Annotated in this window: 16 protein-coding genes; 1 reads left to right on the plus strand and 15 read right to left on the minus strand. The window is 69.7% G+C overall.

All coding sequences use genetic code 11. From position 1 onward, the window contains the following. Together purD and phaR are read right to left on the minus strand one after the other, a co-directional pair. The gene (gene purD / locus D1793_RS09385; RefSeq protein ID WP_119021935.1) at nt 1–1,293 is read right to left on the minus strand and encodes a phosphoribosylamine--glycine ligase; all 1,293 of its coding nucleotides are present in this window, start codon (nt 1,291–1,293) and stop codon (nt 1–3) included. 88 nt (nt 1,294–1,381) lie between these two features. Further along, complete coding sequence (gene phaR, locus D1793_RS09390; protein WP_110068518.1) at nt 1,382–1,834, minus strand: polyhydroxyalkanoate synthesis repressor PhaR; 453 nt, start codon at nt 1,832–1,834, stop codon at nt 1,382–1,384. 110 nt (nt 1,835–1,944) lie between these two features. On the opposite strand from phaR, the gene D1793_RS09395 reads away from it, so the two are divergent. Next, on the plus strand, nt 1,945–2,658 hold the full coding sequence (locus tag D1793_RS09395; protein ID WP_119021936.1) for a 16S rRNA (uracil(1498)-N(3))-methyltransferase: 714 nt from the start codon (nt 1,945–1,947) through the stop codon (nt 2,656–2,658). Between the two features lie 14 nt (nt 2,659–2,672). Here D1793_RS09395 and D1793_RS09400 read toward each other — a convergent pair whose 3' ends face one another. The 13 genes from D1793_RS09400 to D1793_RS09460 all read right to left on the minus strand — a co-directional run bounded on the left by D1793_RS09400 (nt 2,673) and on the right by D1793_RS09460 (nt 14,235). Next, nucleotides 2,673–3,179 carry an ATP-dependent zinc protease gene (locus D1793_RS09400; protein WP_240407830.1) on the minus strand — a complete coding sequence of 169 codons (507 nt, stop codon included), beginning with the start codon at nt 3,177–3,179 and terminating at the stop codon, nt 2,673–2,675. A gap of 166 nt (nt 3,180–3,345) precedes the next feature. Then, nucleotides 3,346–4,617 carry a lytic murein transglycosylase gene (locus D1793_RS09405; protein ID WP_119021938.1) on the minus strand — a complete coding sequence of 424 codons (1,272 nt, stop codon included), beginning with the start codon at nt 4,615–4,617 and terminating at the stop codon, nt 3,346–3,348. Nucleotides 4,618–4,700: 83 nt separating this feature from the next. Next, nucleotides 4,701–5,156 carry a DUF3429 domain-containing protein gene (locus tag D1793_RS09410; RefSeq protein ID WP_119021939.1) on the minus strand — a complete coding sequence of 152 codons (456 nt, stop codon included), beginning with the start codon at nt 5,154–5,156 and terminating at the stop codon, nt 4,701–4,703. Beyond that, on the minus strand, nt 5,153–6,706 hold the full coding sequence (locus D1793_RS09415; RefSeq protein WP_119021940.1) for an FAD-binding domain-containing protein: 1,554 nt from the start codon (nt 6,704–6,706) through the stop codon (nt 5,153–5,155). Before D1793_RS09415 ends, D1793_RS09410 begins: the two co-directional genes overlap by 4 nt. Then, complete coding sequence (locus tag D1793_RS09420) at nt 6,699–8,093, minus strand: DASH family cryptochrome (protein WP_119021941.1); 1,395 nt, start codon at nt 8,091–8,093, stop codon at nt 6,699–6,701. The genes D1793_RS09415 and D1793_RS09420 overlap by 8 nt, the downstream gene beginning before the upstream one ends. After that, entirely contained in the window at nt 8,090–8,242 is a 153-nt protein-coding gene (locus D1793_RS09425; protein WP_119021942.1) for a DUF2256 domain-containing protein, read from the minus strand. The genes D1793_RS09420 and D1793_RS09425 overlap by 4 nt, the downstream gene beginning before the upstream one ends. Nucleotides 8,243–8,370: 128 nt before the next feature. Then, nucleotides 8,371–8,775 carry a monovalent cation/H(+) antiporter subunit G gene (gene mnhG, locus D1793_RS09430; RefSeq protein WP_119021943.1) on the minus strand — a complete coding sequence of 135 codons (405 nt, stop codon included), beginning with the start codon at nt 8,773–8,775 and terminating at the stop codon, nt 8,371–8,373. Further along, the gene (locus D1793_RS09435) at nt 8,768–9,037 is read right to left on the minus strand and encodes a cation:proton antiporter (RefSeq protein WP_110068514.1); all 270 of its coding nucleotides are present in this window, start codon (nt 9,035–9,037) and stop codon (nt 8,768–8,770) included. Before D1793_RS09435 ends, mnhG begins: the two co-directional genes overlap by 8 nt. 21 nt (nt 9,038–9,058) lie before the next feature. Beyond that, entirely contained in the window at nt 9,059–9,532 is a 474-nt protein-coding gene (locus tag D1793_RS09440) for a Na+/H+ antiporter subunit E (RefSeq protein ID WP_119021944.1), read from the minus strand. Next, nucleotides 9,529–11,106 carry a Na+/H+ antiporter subunit D gene (locus tag D1793_RS09445; RefSeq protein ID WP_119021945.1) on the minus strand — a complete coding sequence of 526 codons (1,578 nt, stop codon included), beginning with the start codon at nt 11,104–11,106 and terminating at the stop codon, nt 9,529–9,531. Before D1793_RS09445 ends, D1793_RS09440 begins: the two co-directional genes overlap by 4 nt. After that, complete coding sequence (locus D1793_RS09450) at nt 11,103–11,450, minus strand: Na+/H+ antiporter subunit C (protein ID WP_110068511.1); 348 nt, start codon at nt 11,448–11,450, stop codon at nt 11,103–11,105. Before D1793_RS09450 ends, D1793_RS09445 begins: the two co-directional genes overlap by 4 nt. A gap of 30 nt (nt 11,451–11,480) precedes the next feature. Further along, nucleotides 11,481–11,912 (minus strand): Na+/H+ antiporter subunit B, encoded by a 432-nt coding sequence (locus tag D1793_RS09455; protein WP_119021946.1) that lies wholly within the window; start codon nt 11,910–11,912, stop codon nt 11,481–11,483. Continuing rightward, nucleotides 11,905–14,235: a putative monovalent cation/H+ antiporter subunit A gene (locus D1793_RS09460; protein ID WP_119021947.1), complete on the minus strand. Its 2,331-nt coding sequence runs from the start codon at nt 14,233–14,235 to the stop codon at nt 11,905–11,907. Before D1793_RS09460 ends, D1793_RS09455 begins: the two co-directional genes overlap by 8 nt. Between the last annotated feature and the right edge of the window lie 297 nt (nt 14,236–14,532).

The following is a 14,532-nucleotide window of genomic DNA, read 5'->3' on the forward strand; positions in this document are numbered from 1 at the left end:
TCAGGCCTGATCGCGCTCCCGGGCAATGGCCCGGTAGGCGATGTCGCGACGGCAGAGCACGCCTTCCCAGCGGATGGCGTCGACGCCGCGGTAGGCCTGCTCGGCCGCGGCCGAGACCCCCTCGCCCAGGGCGGTGACGCAGAGCACCCGCCCGCCGGCGGTGACAAGCTGGCCGTCCTGCTCCGCCGTGCCGGCATGGAAGACCTTGCAGCCGGTGGCCTCGGCGGCCTCGATGCCCTCGATCACATCGCCCTTGCGGTAGCTGCCGGGATAGCCGCCGGCGGCCAGCACCACGCCCACCGCGGCGCGGGGATCCCAGTCGCACGCCTTGCCGGCAAGCGCACCGGTGGCGCCGGCCAGGCAGAGCTCGGCGAGGTCGGACACGAGGCGCAGCATGATCGGCTGGGTCTCGGGGTCACCGAAGCGGCAGTTGTACTCGATCACCTTGGGGTTGCCCTCGGCGTCGATCATCAACCCCGCGTAGAGGAAGCCGGTGTAGGGGTGCCCCTCGGCCGCCATGCCCTTCACGGTGGGCAGGATCACCCGCTCCATGATGCGCCGATGCACCTCGTCGGTGACCACGGGGGCCGGGGAGTAGGCGCCCATGCCGCCGGTGTTGGGGCCGGTGTCGCCCTCGCCCACCCGCTTGTGGTCCTGGCTGGTGGCCATGGGCAGCACGGTCTCGCCGTCCACCATGACGATGAAGCTGGCCTCCTCGCCGTCGAGGAACTCCTCGATCACCACCCGCGCGCCGGCGTCGCCGAAGGCGTTGGCCTCCAGCATGTCGCGCACCGCGGCCTCGGCCTCGTCGAGGGTCATGGCCACGATCACGCCCTTGCCGGCGGCCAGGCCGTCGGCCTTGATGACGATGGGGGCGCCCTGCTCGGCGAGGTACGCAAGCGCCGGCGCCACTTCGGTGAAGGTGCGGTAGTCGGCGGTGGGGATGGCGTGGCGGGCCAGGAAGTCCTTGGTGAAGGATTTGGAGCCCTCGAGCTGGGCGGCGCCGGCCGTGGGGCCGAAGATCGCCAGGCCCGCCTCGCGGAAGCGATTGACCACGCCGGCCACCAGCGGCGCCTCGGGGCCGACGATGGTCAGGTCGATGCCCTCGTCCCGGGCAAAGGCCACCAGGCCGTCGAGGTCATCCACCGCGATGTCGACGTTGGCCAGGCCGGCCTCCAGGGCGGTTCCGGCATTGCCGGGCGCCACGAAGACCTGGGCCACCAGGGGCGACTGGGCGACCTTCCAGGCCAGGGCATGTTCGCGGCCACCGCCGCCGATGATCAGCACCTTCATTCGTTCCACCTGCATTCTGCGAATCGAAAGCTCGACGAGCCGTAACGAGGCGGCATTATGTCAGAAAGCGCGCGCCTGCGCCCGGGCCTCACTTCGTCTCATCATCATTCTTGCCGCCGGCCTGGCCGATGGTCTGCTGCCAGAACTTCATGTTCTCCTCGGCCAGCTCGCGCATCAGCTCCATGGGCGAGTGGCGCATGGCCTGCTGCCACTGATCCTGCATGCGCTGCTGCTGCTCCATCATCAGCCGGGTTCCCTGCTCCAGGTAGCGGGCCAGGGGCAGCGGCTGGGCCATGTCGTAGACGCGGATGAACTGGGCCAGCAGGTCGTTAGAGAACACCTCGGCATCGCCGTCGGCCTGCTCCTGCTCGATGATGATCGACAGCAGGATGGTGCGCGTCAGGTCCTCGCCGCTCTTGGCGTCCTCGACGCGGAAGGGCACGTCATCGAGCACCAGCTGGCGCAGATCCTCGAGGGTCACATAGCGGCTCTGTTCGGTATCATAGAGCCTGCGGTTGGCATACTTGCGAATCACGCGCACGGCGCTGCTCCTCGGTCGATGTGGGGGCATGAACCCCTGTACGGCTATTGTGCACCGCGACACCATCCATGCAAGGCCATGCACGACATTGCCGCCAACGCGAGGCACCGATGAACCTGATCCTGCTTGCTCCGGAGGATATCGAGAACCACCGCCTGGCCCGGGTCACCGACCCGCGCCGACTGCGCCACCTGCGCGAGGTGCATCGCGCCACGCCGGGCGACCGCCTGACGCTGGGGGTGCTGGATGGCGGCATCGGCCAGGGCGAGCTGCTCGCCCTCGATGACCGGGAAGCCACCTTCAGCCTGGACGGCCTCGACCAGCCGCCGCCCCCGGCCCTGCCGGTACACCTGGTGCTGGCCCTGCCGCGGCCGCGCATGCTGGCGAGAAGCCTGGAGCATGCCACCGCGCTGGGCGTGAAGGCTATCACCCTGCTGCACACCCGCCGGGTGGAGAAGAGCTACTGGCAGTCGCCGGAGCTGGCCGCGGAGAAGATCCACCAGCACCTGGTGCTGGGGCTCGAACAGGCCCGCGACACCCTGCTGCCCACGGTCACCCTGGAGAAGGGCTTTCGCCCCTTCGTGGAAGAGCGCCTGCCCGGCCTGCTCGAGGGGCGGCGCGGCCTGCTGGCCCACCCCGGCATGGCCCAGGCCTGCCCGCGGGGGATAGCCGACCCCACCCTGCTGCTGGTGGGGCCGGAGGGCGGGTTCATTCCCTGGGAGGTGGAGAAGCTGCTCGAGGCGGGCTGCGAGGGCATCCACCTGGGGCCGCGCATCCTGCGCGTGGAGACCGCGGTGACCGCCCTGCTGGCCCGGCTGTTCTGACCCGGGGGGTGGCGTCAGCCGTCGTGGCCCTCGCCCATCTCGTCCGGCTCATGCTCGAGAAGCGGTGACTCCTCGCTGCAGTTCGGGCGCTGCAGGAAGGTCTCGCGCACGTCCAGCAGACCCAGGTGGGAGATGGTGCGCCGCCCCAGCAGCAGCGGATAGTTCATCTCCTCGCGGTCGCGCAGGCTGAACTGCTCCTCATAGACGGTATCGCCGAGGCAGACCTTCATCAGCACCACCGGCCGCTCGTCGCGCCCCCCGGCCCCGCGCACGCGCAGGTCGCGATAGAGCGGCAGCTCGAGCTGCTCGGTGAAGGCCTCGCCGCTGGCGGTATCCTCCAGCTTGAGTCGGAAGCTCACCCACTCCTCGCCGTCGCGCTCGAAGGTCTCGATCTCCCGGGCATCCAGCGACGAGGTCAGCGCCCCGCTGTCCAGCTTGGCCTTCACCGCCACGCCCCAGGGCTCGATGGTGGCGCGCTCGACCCAGCCGAACACCTTGTCGTCGGCGCCGGCCTGGGCCATGCCGGCCAGGAGCCCGGCAGCCAGGGCGAGGGGGCGCACCATGCGGCGCGTCGAGGCAGCGAAGTCCATGGGTGATCTCCTTTCTGGGGCAGAGAAAAATACACAAAACGTGCAGATGGACCGCATAGAGGGCCGGGGGTTCCCCGCCTGACGCACCGGGCCGCCCTCAGCGCTGGAGGCGCTCCAGCAGCCGCAGGGTGGCGAAGCCGTCCGGCGTGACGCCGATCGACTGCTGGTAGGCCCGCAGCCCGCGCTGGGTGTTGGGGCCCATGATGCCGTCCGGGGTTCCCACCTCGAAGCCGCGGGCGTTGAGCGAGCGCTGCATCTCGCGCACCTGGTCACGGCTCAGCGGCTGCTCGTCCCGGGGCCAGCCGGCCTGGATGCCACCGCGGCCGGCGATCTGGTCGGCCAGGGATCCCACCGCCAGGGCATAGCTGGTGGCGTTGTTGTAGCGCAGGATCGCCCGGTAGTTGGGACCCACCAGGAAGGCCGGGCCGCGGGCCCCGGCGGGCACGATCACCGAGGCCGTGTCGAAGTCGGGCAGGCGGCCGCCGCCGACCGGGCGCACGCCGAGGTCGGCCCACTCTCGGGCCGAGCGCCGGTTGGCAAGCGCCGCCTGGGCGTAGTCAAAGCCGTCCGGAAGCACGACCTCCACGCCCCAGGTCTGGCCCGGGACCCACCCGGCCCGCGCCAGGTAGTTAGCGGTGGAGGCCATGACGTCGGGAATGCTGTCCCAGATGTCGCGGCGACCGTCGCCGTCGCCGTCCACGGCGTAGGCCTCGAAGCTCGAGGGAATGAACTGGGTATGGCCCATGGCACCGGCCCAGGAGCCGATCATGCGCTCCGGGGCGATGTCGCCGACCTCGATGATGCGCAGGGCGGCGAGCAGCTCGCCGCGGGCGAAGTCGCGACGTCGACCGTCGAAGGCCAGGGTGGAGAGCGCGTCGAGGGTCGAGAAGCTGCCGAAGTTGCCGCCGTAGTTGCTCTCGATGCCCCAGATCGCCACGACCACCTCGGCGGGCACGCCGTAGCGCTGCTCCATGCGCCGCGCGGTGTCGCGATGCTCGGCCAGCTTGGCGCGCCCCTGGGTGACCCGCTGGGCGGAGACGGCGCTGTCCAGATACTGCCAGATGGGACGCACGAACTCCGGCTGGGAGCGGTCCAGCTCGATCACCCGCGGCCGGTAGCGGACGCCGTCCAGGGCGCGCGCCAGGGTCGCCTCGGAGATGCCTTCGCGGCGGGCCTCTCGTCGAAACTGGGCGCGCCAGGCGTCGAAGTTGGCAGGCGGGGCCGGTTCGGCCTCGCTGGCGGTCGCCTCGGCCGCCGCCGGGGTAGCGTCGGCGGCAGGCTCATCCGCCGCCCGGGCGTCCCGGGCCGGGCCGCTCTGGCAGCCGGCCAGCAGGCCCAGCAGAAGGCCGAGGGTCAGAGTCCGTTTCATCACGCTTGCGCTCTCCATGGCGAGGTTCAGGGGGGATGGTTCAGGCCGATCATCGCGCAGAATCGGCACCACCACCACCCCCCCTAGCCGCCGGCGAGGCGCCAGATCACCAGCCCGTGGCAGGCCACCGCCACCACGGTCAGCAGGGTGCGCAGCGACTGGTACCAGATGGGCAGCAGCTCGCGGCTCGCCCTGCCGCACTCGTGCAGGCGCACCACCAGGAAGCCGGCGATCAGCACCCAGGCCCCGATGGCCGGGTGCAGCAGCAGCGCCGGCCAGGCGATCAGGCTCGGCGCCATACTCAGGGCCAGCCGCGTCCGGAAGCCGGCGCTGTCGTCCGGCTCCAGGGACATCGCCACGCCCCACTGCACCCCGCCCAGGAAGGAGAGGATCACGGCGCTGTAGGTGAGGAAGGCCGGAATGGCGACAAGCTGCCAGGCCAGCGGCGCCAGCCAGGCACTCCCCGCCAGCGCGAGGAACGGGAGCAGCCCGGCGAGACCGAGGCCAAGGGGAAGTCGAGGAAGGCGAGCGGCAGTCATGGCGTCTCCTGGTCGGGTTCCGAAAAGAGCGAGAGCTGGAGCGAGGCGGCCGGCGTGCCGGGGCGCCGCCCGGGCCGGCGACTGGCGAGCCGCTCCAGCAGCGCCTCGCTGGCCTCGTGAGCCCCAGGGGCGCGCCGGGCAGCGTGGAGCTCGCGCTTCCAGTGTCGCGCCTCCGCCTCGAAGTCATGGATCGGCCGCGGGTAGTCCCGCCCCGGGTGGAAGTTCAGGGCGGCACGCTCGGCGGCCGGCAGGGCCCAGGGACGGTGCCGCCAGGTCGATGGCAGCCCCGCCAGGGCGGGCAGCCAGCGTGCCACGAAGCGTCCCTCGGGGTCGCGCTCCGCGGCCTGCTTGAGAGGGTTGTAGACCCGCAGGGCGTTGGTGCCGGTGAGCCCCGCCTGCATCTGCACCTGGGGATAGTGGATGCCGGGTTCGTAGTCGACGAAGAGCCGCGACAGGTGCAGGGCCGGGTCACGCCAGGGCAGCCCCAGCCCGAAGGTGGCGAAGGAGACCAGCATGGCGCGCATGCGAAAATTGAGCCAGCCGGTCTCCCGCAGGGAGATCATGCAGGCATCCACCAGAGGCACGCCGGTGCGCCCCTCGCACCAGGCGGCCAGCCGCTCGGGGGCGGGTGTCTCGCGCAGCCCGCGCAGGGCGGGGTGCAGGGTGCGCTGCTCCAGCGCAGGCTCGCTCTCCAGCTTCTGGATGAAGTGGCAGTGCCAGTACAGCCGCGACTCCAGGGCGGCAAGGGCCCGGGACCACTCGGCGTCGCCGCGCCGCTCGCCCCTGGCCCGGCGCAGCCCCTGCACCACCTCGCGCAGGGAGAGCGTGCCCCAGGCGAGGTGGGGCGAGAGCCGGGAGCCGGTACGACGGGCGCGGTCGGGACTGCCGATGTCCCGGTGGAAGCGCACCCCTCGCCCCGCCAGGAAGGAGTGCCAGGCGTCGAGTCCCGCGGGCCGACCTCCGACCTGGCGCCCCGGGCAGGGCTCGCGGTCTGCGCCGAGCGGGCGGGCCCGCCAGTGCGGGCGAGGCAGCGGAGCCAACCGCTGCCACCCCTCGGGTGGGCGAGCCGGGCGCGGGGCCACCAGTGGCTCGGCCATCAGCGCCTCCCACTGGGTCGCCCAGCCGCGGCGATGCCCCAGCCCGCGGATCACGCCGTGCTGGCGGGCCTCGTGCCAGGGCACGCCCCGTCGCCGGCACCAGCCGGCCACCGCGCGGTCGCGGGCGAAGCTCCAGGCGTTACCGGTCTCCTGGTGGGAGCGCAGCACGCAGGGGCCAAGGAGGGCGACCACCCGCTCCAGCACCTCGACCGCCTCCCCCTCCAGCACGCAGAGCGGCAGGCCGAACTCGGCAAGGGCATCGGCCAGCGCCTCGAGGCTCTCGGCGATGAAGTCCCAGTGGCGCTGGGCGCTGTCGGGCTGCTGCCAGAGCGACGGCTCGATCACGTAGACCGGCAGCACGGGCCCCGCGGCGCAGGCCTCGGCGAGGGGCCGGTGGTCGTGGCTGCGCAGGTCGCGCTTGAACCACACCAGCTGGACGGGCGCCTCAGCCACTCTGCCGTGCTCCGGCCTGCTCCCCCTGGCCGGGCGCCTCCGGCAGGGGGGGTGCAAAGTGCTCGGGCGCCACCGTCCAGGGACGATGCCGGCCGCTGCCCGGGGGCAGCGCGGCGAGCTCGGGCAGCCAGTGCGCCACGAAGGCCCCGTCGGGGTCGTAGTGCGCGGCCTGCCAGAGCACATCGAAACGGTGCCCGCGGGGGTCACGCCCGATGCCGGCCACATAGCGCCAGTTGCCCCAGTTGCTGGCCACATCGAAATCGATCAGCGCATGCTCGAACCAGGCCGCCCCCAGCCGCCAGTCGACGCCGAGCTCATGGACCAGGTAGCTGGCCACGTTCTGGCGAGCCCGGTTGGAGAGCCAGCCGGTGGTGGCCAGCTCGCGCATGGCCGCGTCGATGAAGGGCATCCCGGTGCGCCCCTCGCACCAAGCCCGGAAGGCGTCGCTCCCCGGGGGGAGCCCGCGGGGGCCGAAGAGCGTCGCCCCCTCCTGGCGGGCCGCCCAGTGGAAGTAGTCGCGCCACAGCAGTTCGAAGATGACCCAGCCACTCGACTCATTGGCGCCATGCCGGGCCTCCCAGGCCCGCACCGCATCGTGCACCTGGCGCGCCGAGAGGCAGCCGTGGGCCAGCCAGGCCGAGAACCGGGTGGAGAAGTCGGCGCCCAGCAGGTCGTTGCGGGTCTGCTTGTAGCGGGCCACGGCGCCGCTCTGCCACAGGTAGTGTTCCAGGCGGGCCAGCCCCTCGGCCTCGCCGCCGACGAAGCGATAGGCCGTGCGCTTGTCGGGGGTCCAGGACGCCGCCCGGCTGCACACCTTGCCCAGTGGCGGGAAGCCGCGGGGAGCCGCCTCGGGCCAGGGCGGCAGGGTCACCGGGGCCGGCAGCGCCGACGACACCGCACAGTCACGCTCCACCCGGCGGCGAAAGGCCGAGAAGCTTCCCGGCAGGGCCGCCACCGGCACCGGCAGGCTCGCTTCGTCCAGCAGCAGCCCGCTGTCGGGCTGGCACAGCGCAACGCCCTCCCCCAGGCGCTCGGCCAGCCAGCGTGCCTGCTGCGTCTCGTCCCGCCCGGCATCGCGACGAACCCGCACCTGACTGGCCCCGTGCCGGTCGGCGAGCTCAGCGACCACCGCCACCGGGTCGCCCACCCGCACCAGCAGGTCGCTGCCGCGCCTGAGCAGCTCCCCGCGCAGGGCGATCAGGCTCTCCCACAGGAAGCGCAGCCGGGCAGGCCCGATGCGCGGCGCCTCGAGGCCAGGCAGGGTCTCCAGCCAGGCCCGGTCGAGCACGTAGACGCAGAGCAGCTGCTCGGGCGGGGTCTCGAACTGGAACAGGGGGTTGTCGGCGAGGCGCATGTCGTGGCGCAGCCAGGCAAGGGTCAGGCTCATGTGGCCCTCCCCGCGCGGCGCGCCTCCCGGCGGCAGCGCTCGCTGCAGAAGCGCACCTCCACCCAGCAGCGCGCCCACTTGCGTCGCCAGGCGAAGGGTCGTTGGCAGTGGCCGCAGGTCTTGCTGGGCAGGTGAGGTTTGAGGTGCACGATGGGGCCCCATCTTCATGGACAGGATATTATTATCGTACAACAAATGTATAACTTAAAGCCCGCCTGCCCTCCTCACGGCAGAAGGCCGCCCGGAGGCGGCCTTCGACGGACAGCGTCAGCATGGATCAGGAGGGGTCGCTCTCCTTCGGCTCGCGCCGGGCGTTGGCCTCGGTCTCGCGGCCGCTCTTCAGCTCGTGGGTGAGCGGGTCATAGTTGGGACGCAGCTCGTCCTTGACCGTGCCGCTCCACAGCTTGGAACCCACGAAGTAGCCGGCTCGGCCGATGATGTGGGCCGCCACCGGGGCGGTCATCAGGATGAAGACGATGATGGCGAAGGCGCGGGCCGCCACTCCCACCTCGGCGAAGTGCATCGCCACCGCCAGCATGATCAGGATCACCCCCAGGGCCGCGGCCTTGGTGGTGGCGTGCATGCGGGTCAGCAGGTCGGGCAGGCGCAGGATGCCCAGCGACGCCAGCAGCATCAGCAGGGCGCCGGCGATGACGAAGGTACCCTTGATGAACTCAATCATCGCGCGGTCCTCCACGTTCCAGGAAGCGGGCGAAGCCGATGGCGGCCAGGAAGCCCATCAGGGCGATGACGATGGCCGCATCGATGAAGCTCGAGACATCGGACTTGATGGCGTAGACGCCCACCAGACCCACCACGATGCTGGCGAAGAGCTCCAGGGCCACCACCCGGTCGGGCAGGCTCGGCCCGCGCACCACGCGCACGAAGCAGAGGATCAGGGCGAGGCTCATGATGACCTGGCTGATCAGTATCACGATATCCATGCGGGTACCTCGCGGCCAGGCTCAGCGAAACAGTTCCAGGGCACGGTATTCCATTTCCTTGAGGTTGCGGCGCAGCTCCTCCTCATCGTCGAGGAACATGGCGTGGATGTAGAGCACCTTGCGGTCGTCGGAGACGTCCAGACTCAGGGTGCCGGGGGTCAGGGAGATCAGGTTCGCCACCATGGTGATCTCGAGCTCGGTACGCGCCTCCAGGGGCATGGCGATCACCCCGGGCTTCATGTGCCAGGGCGGGGTCAGGATGTCGAAGGCCACCTTGAGGTTGGCCATCAAGAGCTCCTTGATGAAGAAGCCGATGAAGCCCAGGATCCTCGGGATACGCGCGGGGTAGCCCTGCAGGGCCTCCACCTGGGGCTCGATCAGCAGCAGGGCGATGTAGCCGAACACCAGCCCCACCACCAGGTTGAGGCCGGTGAAGTCGCCGCTGAGCACGACCCAGGCGAGCGCCAGCAGCAGGTTCCAGATGGCTCCGGTCATGGGCTTGCCTCCTCGCTTGCCGGCGCCTCGATGAGGGCCTCGCTGACATCCACGTTACCGCCCAGCACGGCCTCGATGTAGCCCTGGGGGTTCATCAGCTGCTCGCCGATGGTGTTCATCAGGCCCATCAGCGGCTCGGCGAAGACGCCGATCAAAAGCGACAGCGCCGCCAGCACCCCCACCGGCAGGGTCATCAGCCACAGACTGGGCTTGACCATGCGGCCATCGTCGCCCACCACGGTCTCCTGCTCGGGCACCAGGTTGTCCTCGGGCAGCGCCTTCCAGAACACCTCGTTCCAGATCTTGACCATGGAGTAGAGGGTCATCAGGCCCACCGCCAGGGCGATGCCGGTGACCACGTAGGCCTCGGCCTCGATGCCGGCGCGTACGATCACGAACTTGGCGAAGAAGCCTGACAGCGGCGGGATGCCGGCCAGGGAGAAGGCGGAGAGGAAGAAGGCCACGGCGAGCCAGGGGCGCTCCTTGTAGAGCCCGCCCATCTTCTTGAGCTGGTAGGTGCCCTGCAGGCGCCGGGTGATACCGCTGATCAGGAAGAGGTTGGTCTTGACCACGATGTTGTGCATCACCGCGAAGATGCCGCCGGCGATGGCCAGGGGCGTGTAGAGCGCCAGGCCCAGGATCATGTAGCCGATCTGGCTGACGATATGAAACGACAGGATGCGGCGGAACTCGTACTGAGCCGCCGCCCCCAGTACCCCGGTGACCATGGTCAGGGCCGCGCCCCAGATCAGCAGGTCCTGGGTATAGTCCAGGGTCTCGTCGAACATCAGGGTGAAGACCCGGAACAGCGAGTAGACCCCCACCTTGGTGAGCAGGCCGGCGAACAGCGCCGACACCGCCACCGGCGGCGTGTGGTAGGAGGCCGGCAGCCAGAAGAACAGCGGGAAGGCCGCCGCCTTGATGCCGAAGGCCACCATGAACATCACCGCCAGCACCTCCACCATGCCCTGGTGCTCCGCCTCGTGGAGGCGCAGGGCGATGTCGGCCATGTTGAGGGTGCCCACCATGCCGTAGGTCAGGCCGATGGCGGTGAGGAAGATCACCGAGGCCAGCAGGTTGAGGGTGACGTACTTGATCGCCCCCTCCATCTGGGCCTTCTCGCCGCCGAGGATCAGCAGCGCGAAGCTGGCCACCAGCATCACCTCGAACCAGACGTAGAGGTTGAAGATGTCGCCGGTGAGGAAGGCGCCGGCGACCCCGGCCAGCAGCAGGTGCATCAGCGGGTAGTAGCCGAACTTCTCGTGGTCGGGCCCGGTGGAGGCCAGCGAGTAGACGGCCAGCACCAGGCCGATCAGGGCGGTGAGCACGATCATCACCGCGCTGAGCATGTCGGCCACCAGGGTGATGCCGTAGGGGGCCTCCCAGCCCCCCATCTGGATGGTCACGTAGCCATCCTGGTGCACCGAGGTAAACAGCCACAGCGAGACCACCAGCAGGGCCAGGTTGCCGGCCACGGCGGTGAAGCGTTGCATGGGCCGCGAGCGCCAGAAGAGCAGCGAGATGGCGCCCGACAGCAGCGGCAGGAGGACGGGAAGTGCGACTTCGGGCCTCACGTGTCGGTATCCTTCATCTTGTCCAGGTCATCGGCCTTGACGATCTCGTAGGCCCGGCGAATCAGCACCACGGCGAAGGCCAGCACGCCGAAGGCGATCACGATGGCGGTCAGCACCACCGCCTGGGGCAGCGGGTCGGCCACCGCCCCGGCGGGCGCCAGCATGCCCTCGGGAATCAGCGGCGGCGCCCCGCGGGTCATCCCCGCCGAGGTGAAGATCAGCAGGTTGGCGGCGTTCGACAGCAGCATCAGCCCGATCACCAGCTTGACGATGGAGCGACGCAGCATCAGGAAGATCGCGGCGGCATACATCATGCCGATGGCCAGCGCCATCACGGGTTCCATGAGGTATCTCCTGTCCGGTGGGCGGCGTTCTCAGGGCTCATCCTTGTCCACCTCCATCAGCGTCATCACCATGGTCAGCACCGAGCCGAGCACAGCCAGGTAGACGCCGATATCGAAGATCAGCGGCGTCGAGGCCTTGAAGTCGATGCCGGGAATCTCCCACCACTGGGCGGTGAGGAAGGCTTCGCCGACGAACCAGGCCGGCACCACCGAGATCATGCCCAGCAGCAGGCCCATGCCGATCAGGTCGCGGGGGTCGAGCATGCGCAGCACCTCCTTGGTGGCGCTGACCCCGAAGGCGAACAGGTAGAGGATGAAGGCGCCGGCGGCCACCAGGCCGGCGATGAAGCCGCCGCCGGGCTCGTCGTGGCCGCGCAGCAGCAGGAAGATCGAGAACAGCAGCTGCAGCGGCATCAGGAGCCGCGCCGCCGTGTTGAGGATGATGGTGCCGGACTTAACCATCGGCGTTCTCCTTGGTCGCAGCACTCTTCTTCGGCTTCTCCGGGGCGCGCAGCTTGAGCATGGCGAAGACCCCGATGGCGGCCAGCGCCAGCACGAAGATCTCGCCCAGGGTATCCAGCGCGCGGTAGTCCACCAGAATCACATTGACGATATTGCGCCCGTGGGCCAGCGGCGCGCTGTTGGCGATCATGTAGTCGGAGATCGGCACGAACTGGTCGATGCTCCAGGAGGTGAGCACCAGCAGGGTGATCAGCCCGCCCAGGCTGCCGGCCACGGCCACGTCGCGCACCCGCTCCAGGGGGGTGGAGAGGCTCGAGAAGCGCGGCAGGCGGAACAGCACCAGCACCAGCAGGATCACCGTCAGGGTCTCCACCAGCAGCTGGGTGATGCCGAGGTCGGGGGCGCTGAAGAGGATGAAGATCAGCGCGATGGAGAAGCCCATGATGCCCACCGAGACCACCGCACCGAGCCGCGAGCGGGAGATGGTGGCGAACAGGGCCCCCATCACCATGGTGCCCACCACGATCGCCTCGTGGAACTGCACGTCCAGGGCGACATGGAACTGGGGGGCGTGGCGCAGCAGCAGCGAGTTACCGACCAGGGCGATCAGGGTGACGATCATCACCAGGATGTAGTTGCGCATGTAGCCGTTCTGCAGCACCCGGGTCTGCCACTCGGAGACCACCACCACGCCATCCATGAAGGCGTCGTAGCCGGCCTCCGGGCCCCGGGCGATCAGCGGGTCGAGGCGCGCCAGCCGCGCCCTGACGCGATCCCAGCGCTTGAACAGCAGGTAGCCCAGCGCCAGGCTGACCAGCGACATCAGAAGCGGCAGGTTGATGCCGTGCCACAGCGAGAGCCTGACCTCCAGCGAGGTACCGGCCACCGCCGAGGCGGCAGCGGTCAGCAGGCCGGTGCCGGCCAGGGCCGGCAGCAGGCCCAGCAGCAGCGAGAGCACGGCCAGCACCGCCGGGCCGAGCAGCATCGAGGCCGGCGCCTCATGGGCCACCCGCGGGGTCTGGCGGCGCTGGCCGTAGAAGGGGCGCAGGGCGATGATGGCGGCCACGGCGATGGTCAGGATCGCCGCGCTGAAGGCCAGCAGCACGACGAGCGCCCGCCAGGCGCTGGCCTCGAGCACCGACTCGAACATCAGCTCCTTGCCGATGAAGCCGAACAGCGGTGGCACCCCGGCAAGCGACAGCGCCGCCACCATGGCCACCACCGCGGTGATCGGCATCAGCGGCCTCAGGCCGCCCATGGCGGTGACGTCCTTGGTACCGGTCTCGTGGTCGAGGATGCCGGCCACCATGAACAGCGCCCCCTTGTAGAGGGAGTGGGCGAGCAGGAAGGTGACGAAGGCGATCAGTGCCCCCTCGGTGCCGATGCCCAGCAGCATGGTCAGGGTGCCCAGCGCCATCACCGTGGAGTAGGCCAGCAGCTTCTTGATGTTGGTGTGGCGGATGGCCAGGAAGGCGCCGGTGAACATGGTCAGCGCCCCCACCACCGAGAGCGTCACCGTCCACAGCTCGGTGCCGCCCAGGCTCGGCTGCAGGCGCGCCAGCAGGTAGATGCCCGCCTTGACCATGGTGGCCGAGTGCAGGTAGGCCGAGACCGGGGTCGGCGCCGCCATGGCGTTGGGCAGCCAGAAGTGGAAGGGGAACTGGGCCGACTTGGTGAAGGCGCCCAGCAGCAGGCAGATCAGCAGCGGCGTGTAGAGGTCATGGTCGCGCAGCACGTCGTCCATGGCATTGAGCTCGGAGAGCGACCAGCTGCCGCCGGCCACCCCCAGCATCGCCAGGCCCGCCATCAGCGCCAGCCCCCCCGCCACGGTGACGAAGAGCCCCTGGCGGGCCGACTTGCGCGCCTCCAGGTCGGTGTGGTTGAAGCCGATCAGCAGGTAGGAGGTGATGCTGGTCAGCTCCCAGAAGACGAACAGGGTGAAGAGGCCGTCGGCCAGCACCAGCCCCAGCATGGAGACCATGAAGGCGAGGATCGCCAGGTGGAAGCGCACCAGGTCCGGGTGCCCCTTCAGGTAGCCCCCGGCGTAGATCAGCACGAAGGTGCCGATGCCGGTCACCAGCAGGGCGAACAGCATCGAGAGGCCGTCGACCACGAAGGTCAGGCTCATGCCGAGCGACGGCACCCACTCCATGGCGAGCACCAGGGTCTCACCGGCCATCACCGCCGGCAGCTGGGTCAGGAACCAGAGCGCCAGGGCGGCAGGGAAGGCGGCCAGGAAGAAGCTGGTGCGATCGCCGAACCAGCGATGAAAGAGCGGCGCCAGCGCGGCCAGCAGGAATCCCGATAGCACGGCGAATTGCATCAAGGTCACTCTCCTGGTCGGGTTCGTTCGAAGGTCCAAGGCGCGCAGATCGGGCCAGGCTGACCCAGGTCAGCATTCGCCTAATGGATGACGCGGTGCAGCACCCCGGAGCCTGTTTATCAATAGAGAAAGCCTATAGACTCTCGCCGGCGAGTGGCAAGAACGGGCCACGCAACAACTTAAACGAAAGTCGCCATTGTATCATTAGTGAATGATTATCATGCGATTTTTCGCCGCGCCCGGTTGCCGCACACCAGCGCCTCGATCCCCCGCCGGGGCATCGAGATGAACACGAGC

The organism is Halomonas sp. JS92-SW72, assembly GCF_003547075.1.
Taxonomy (GTDB): domain Bacteria; phylum Pseudomonadota; class Gammaproteobacteria; order Pseudomonadales; family Halomonadaceae; genus Halomonas; species Halomonas alkalicola.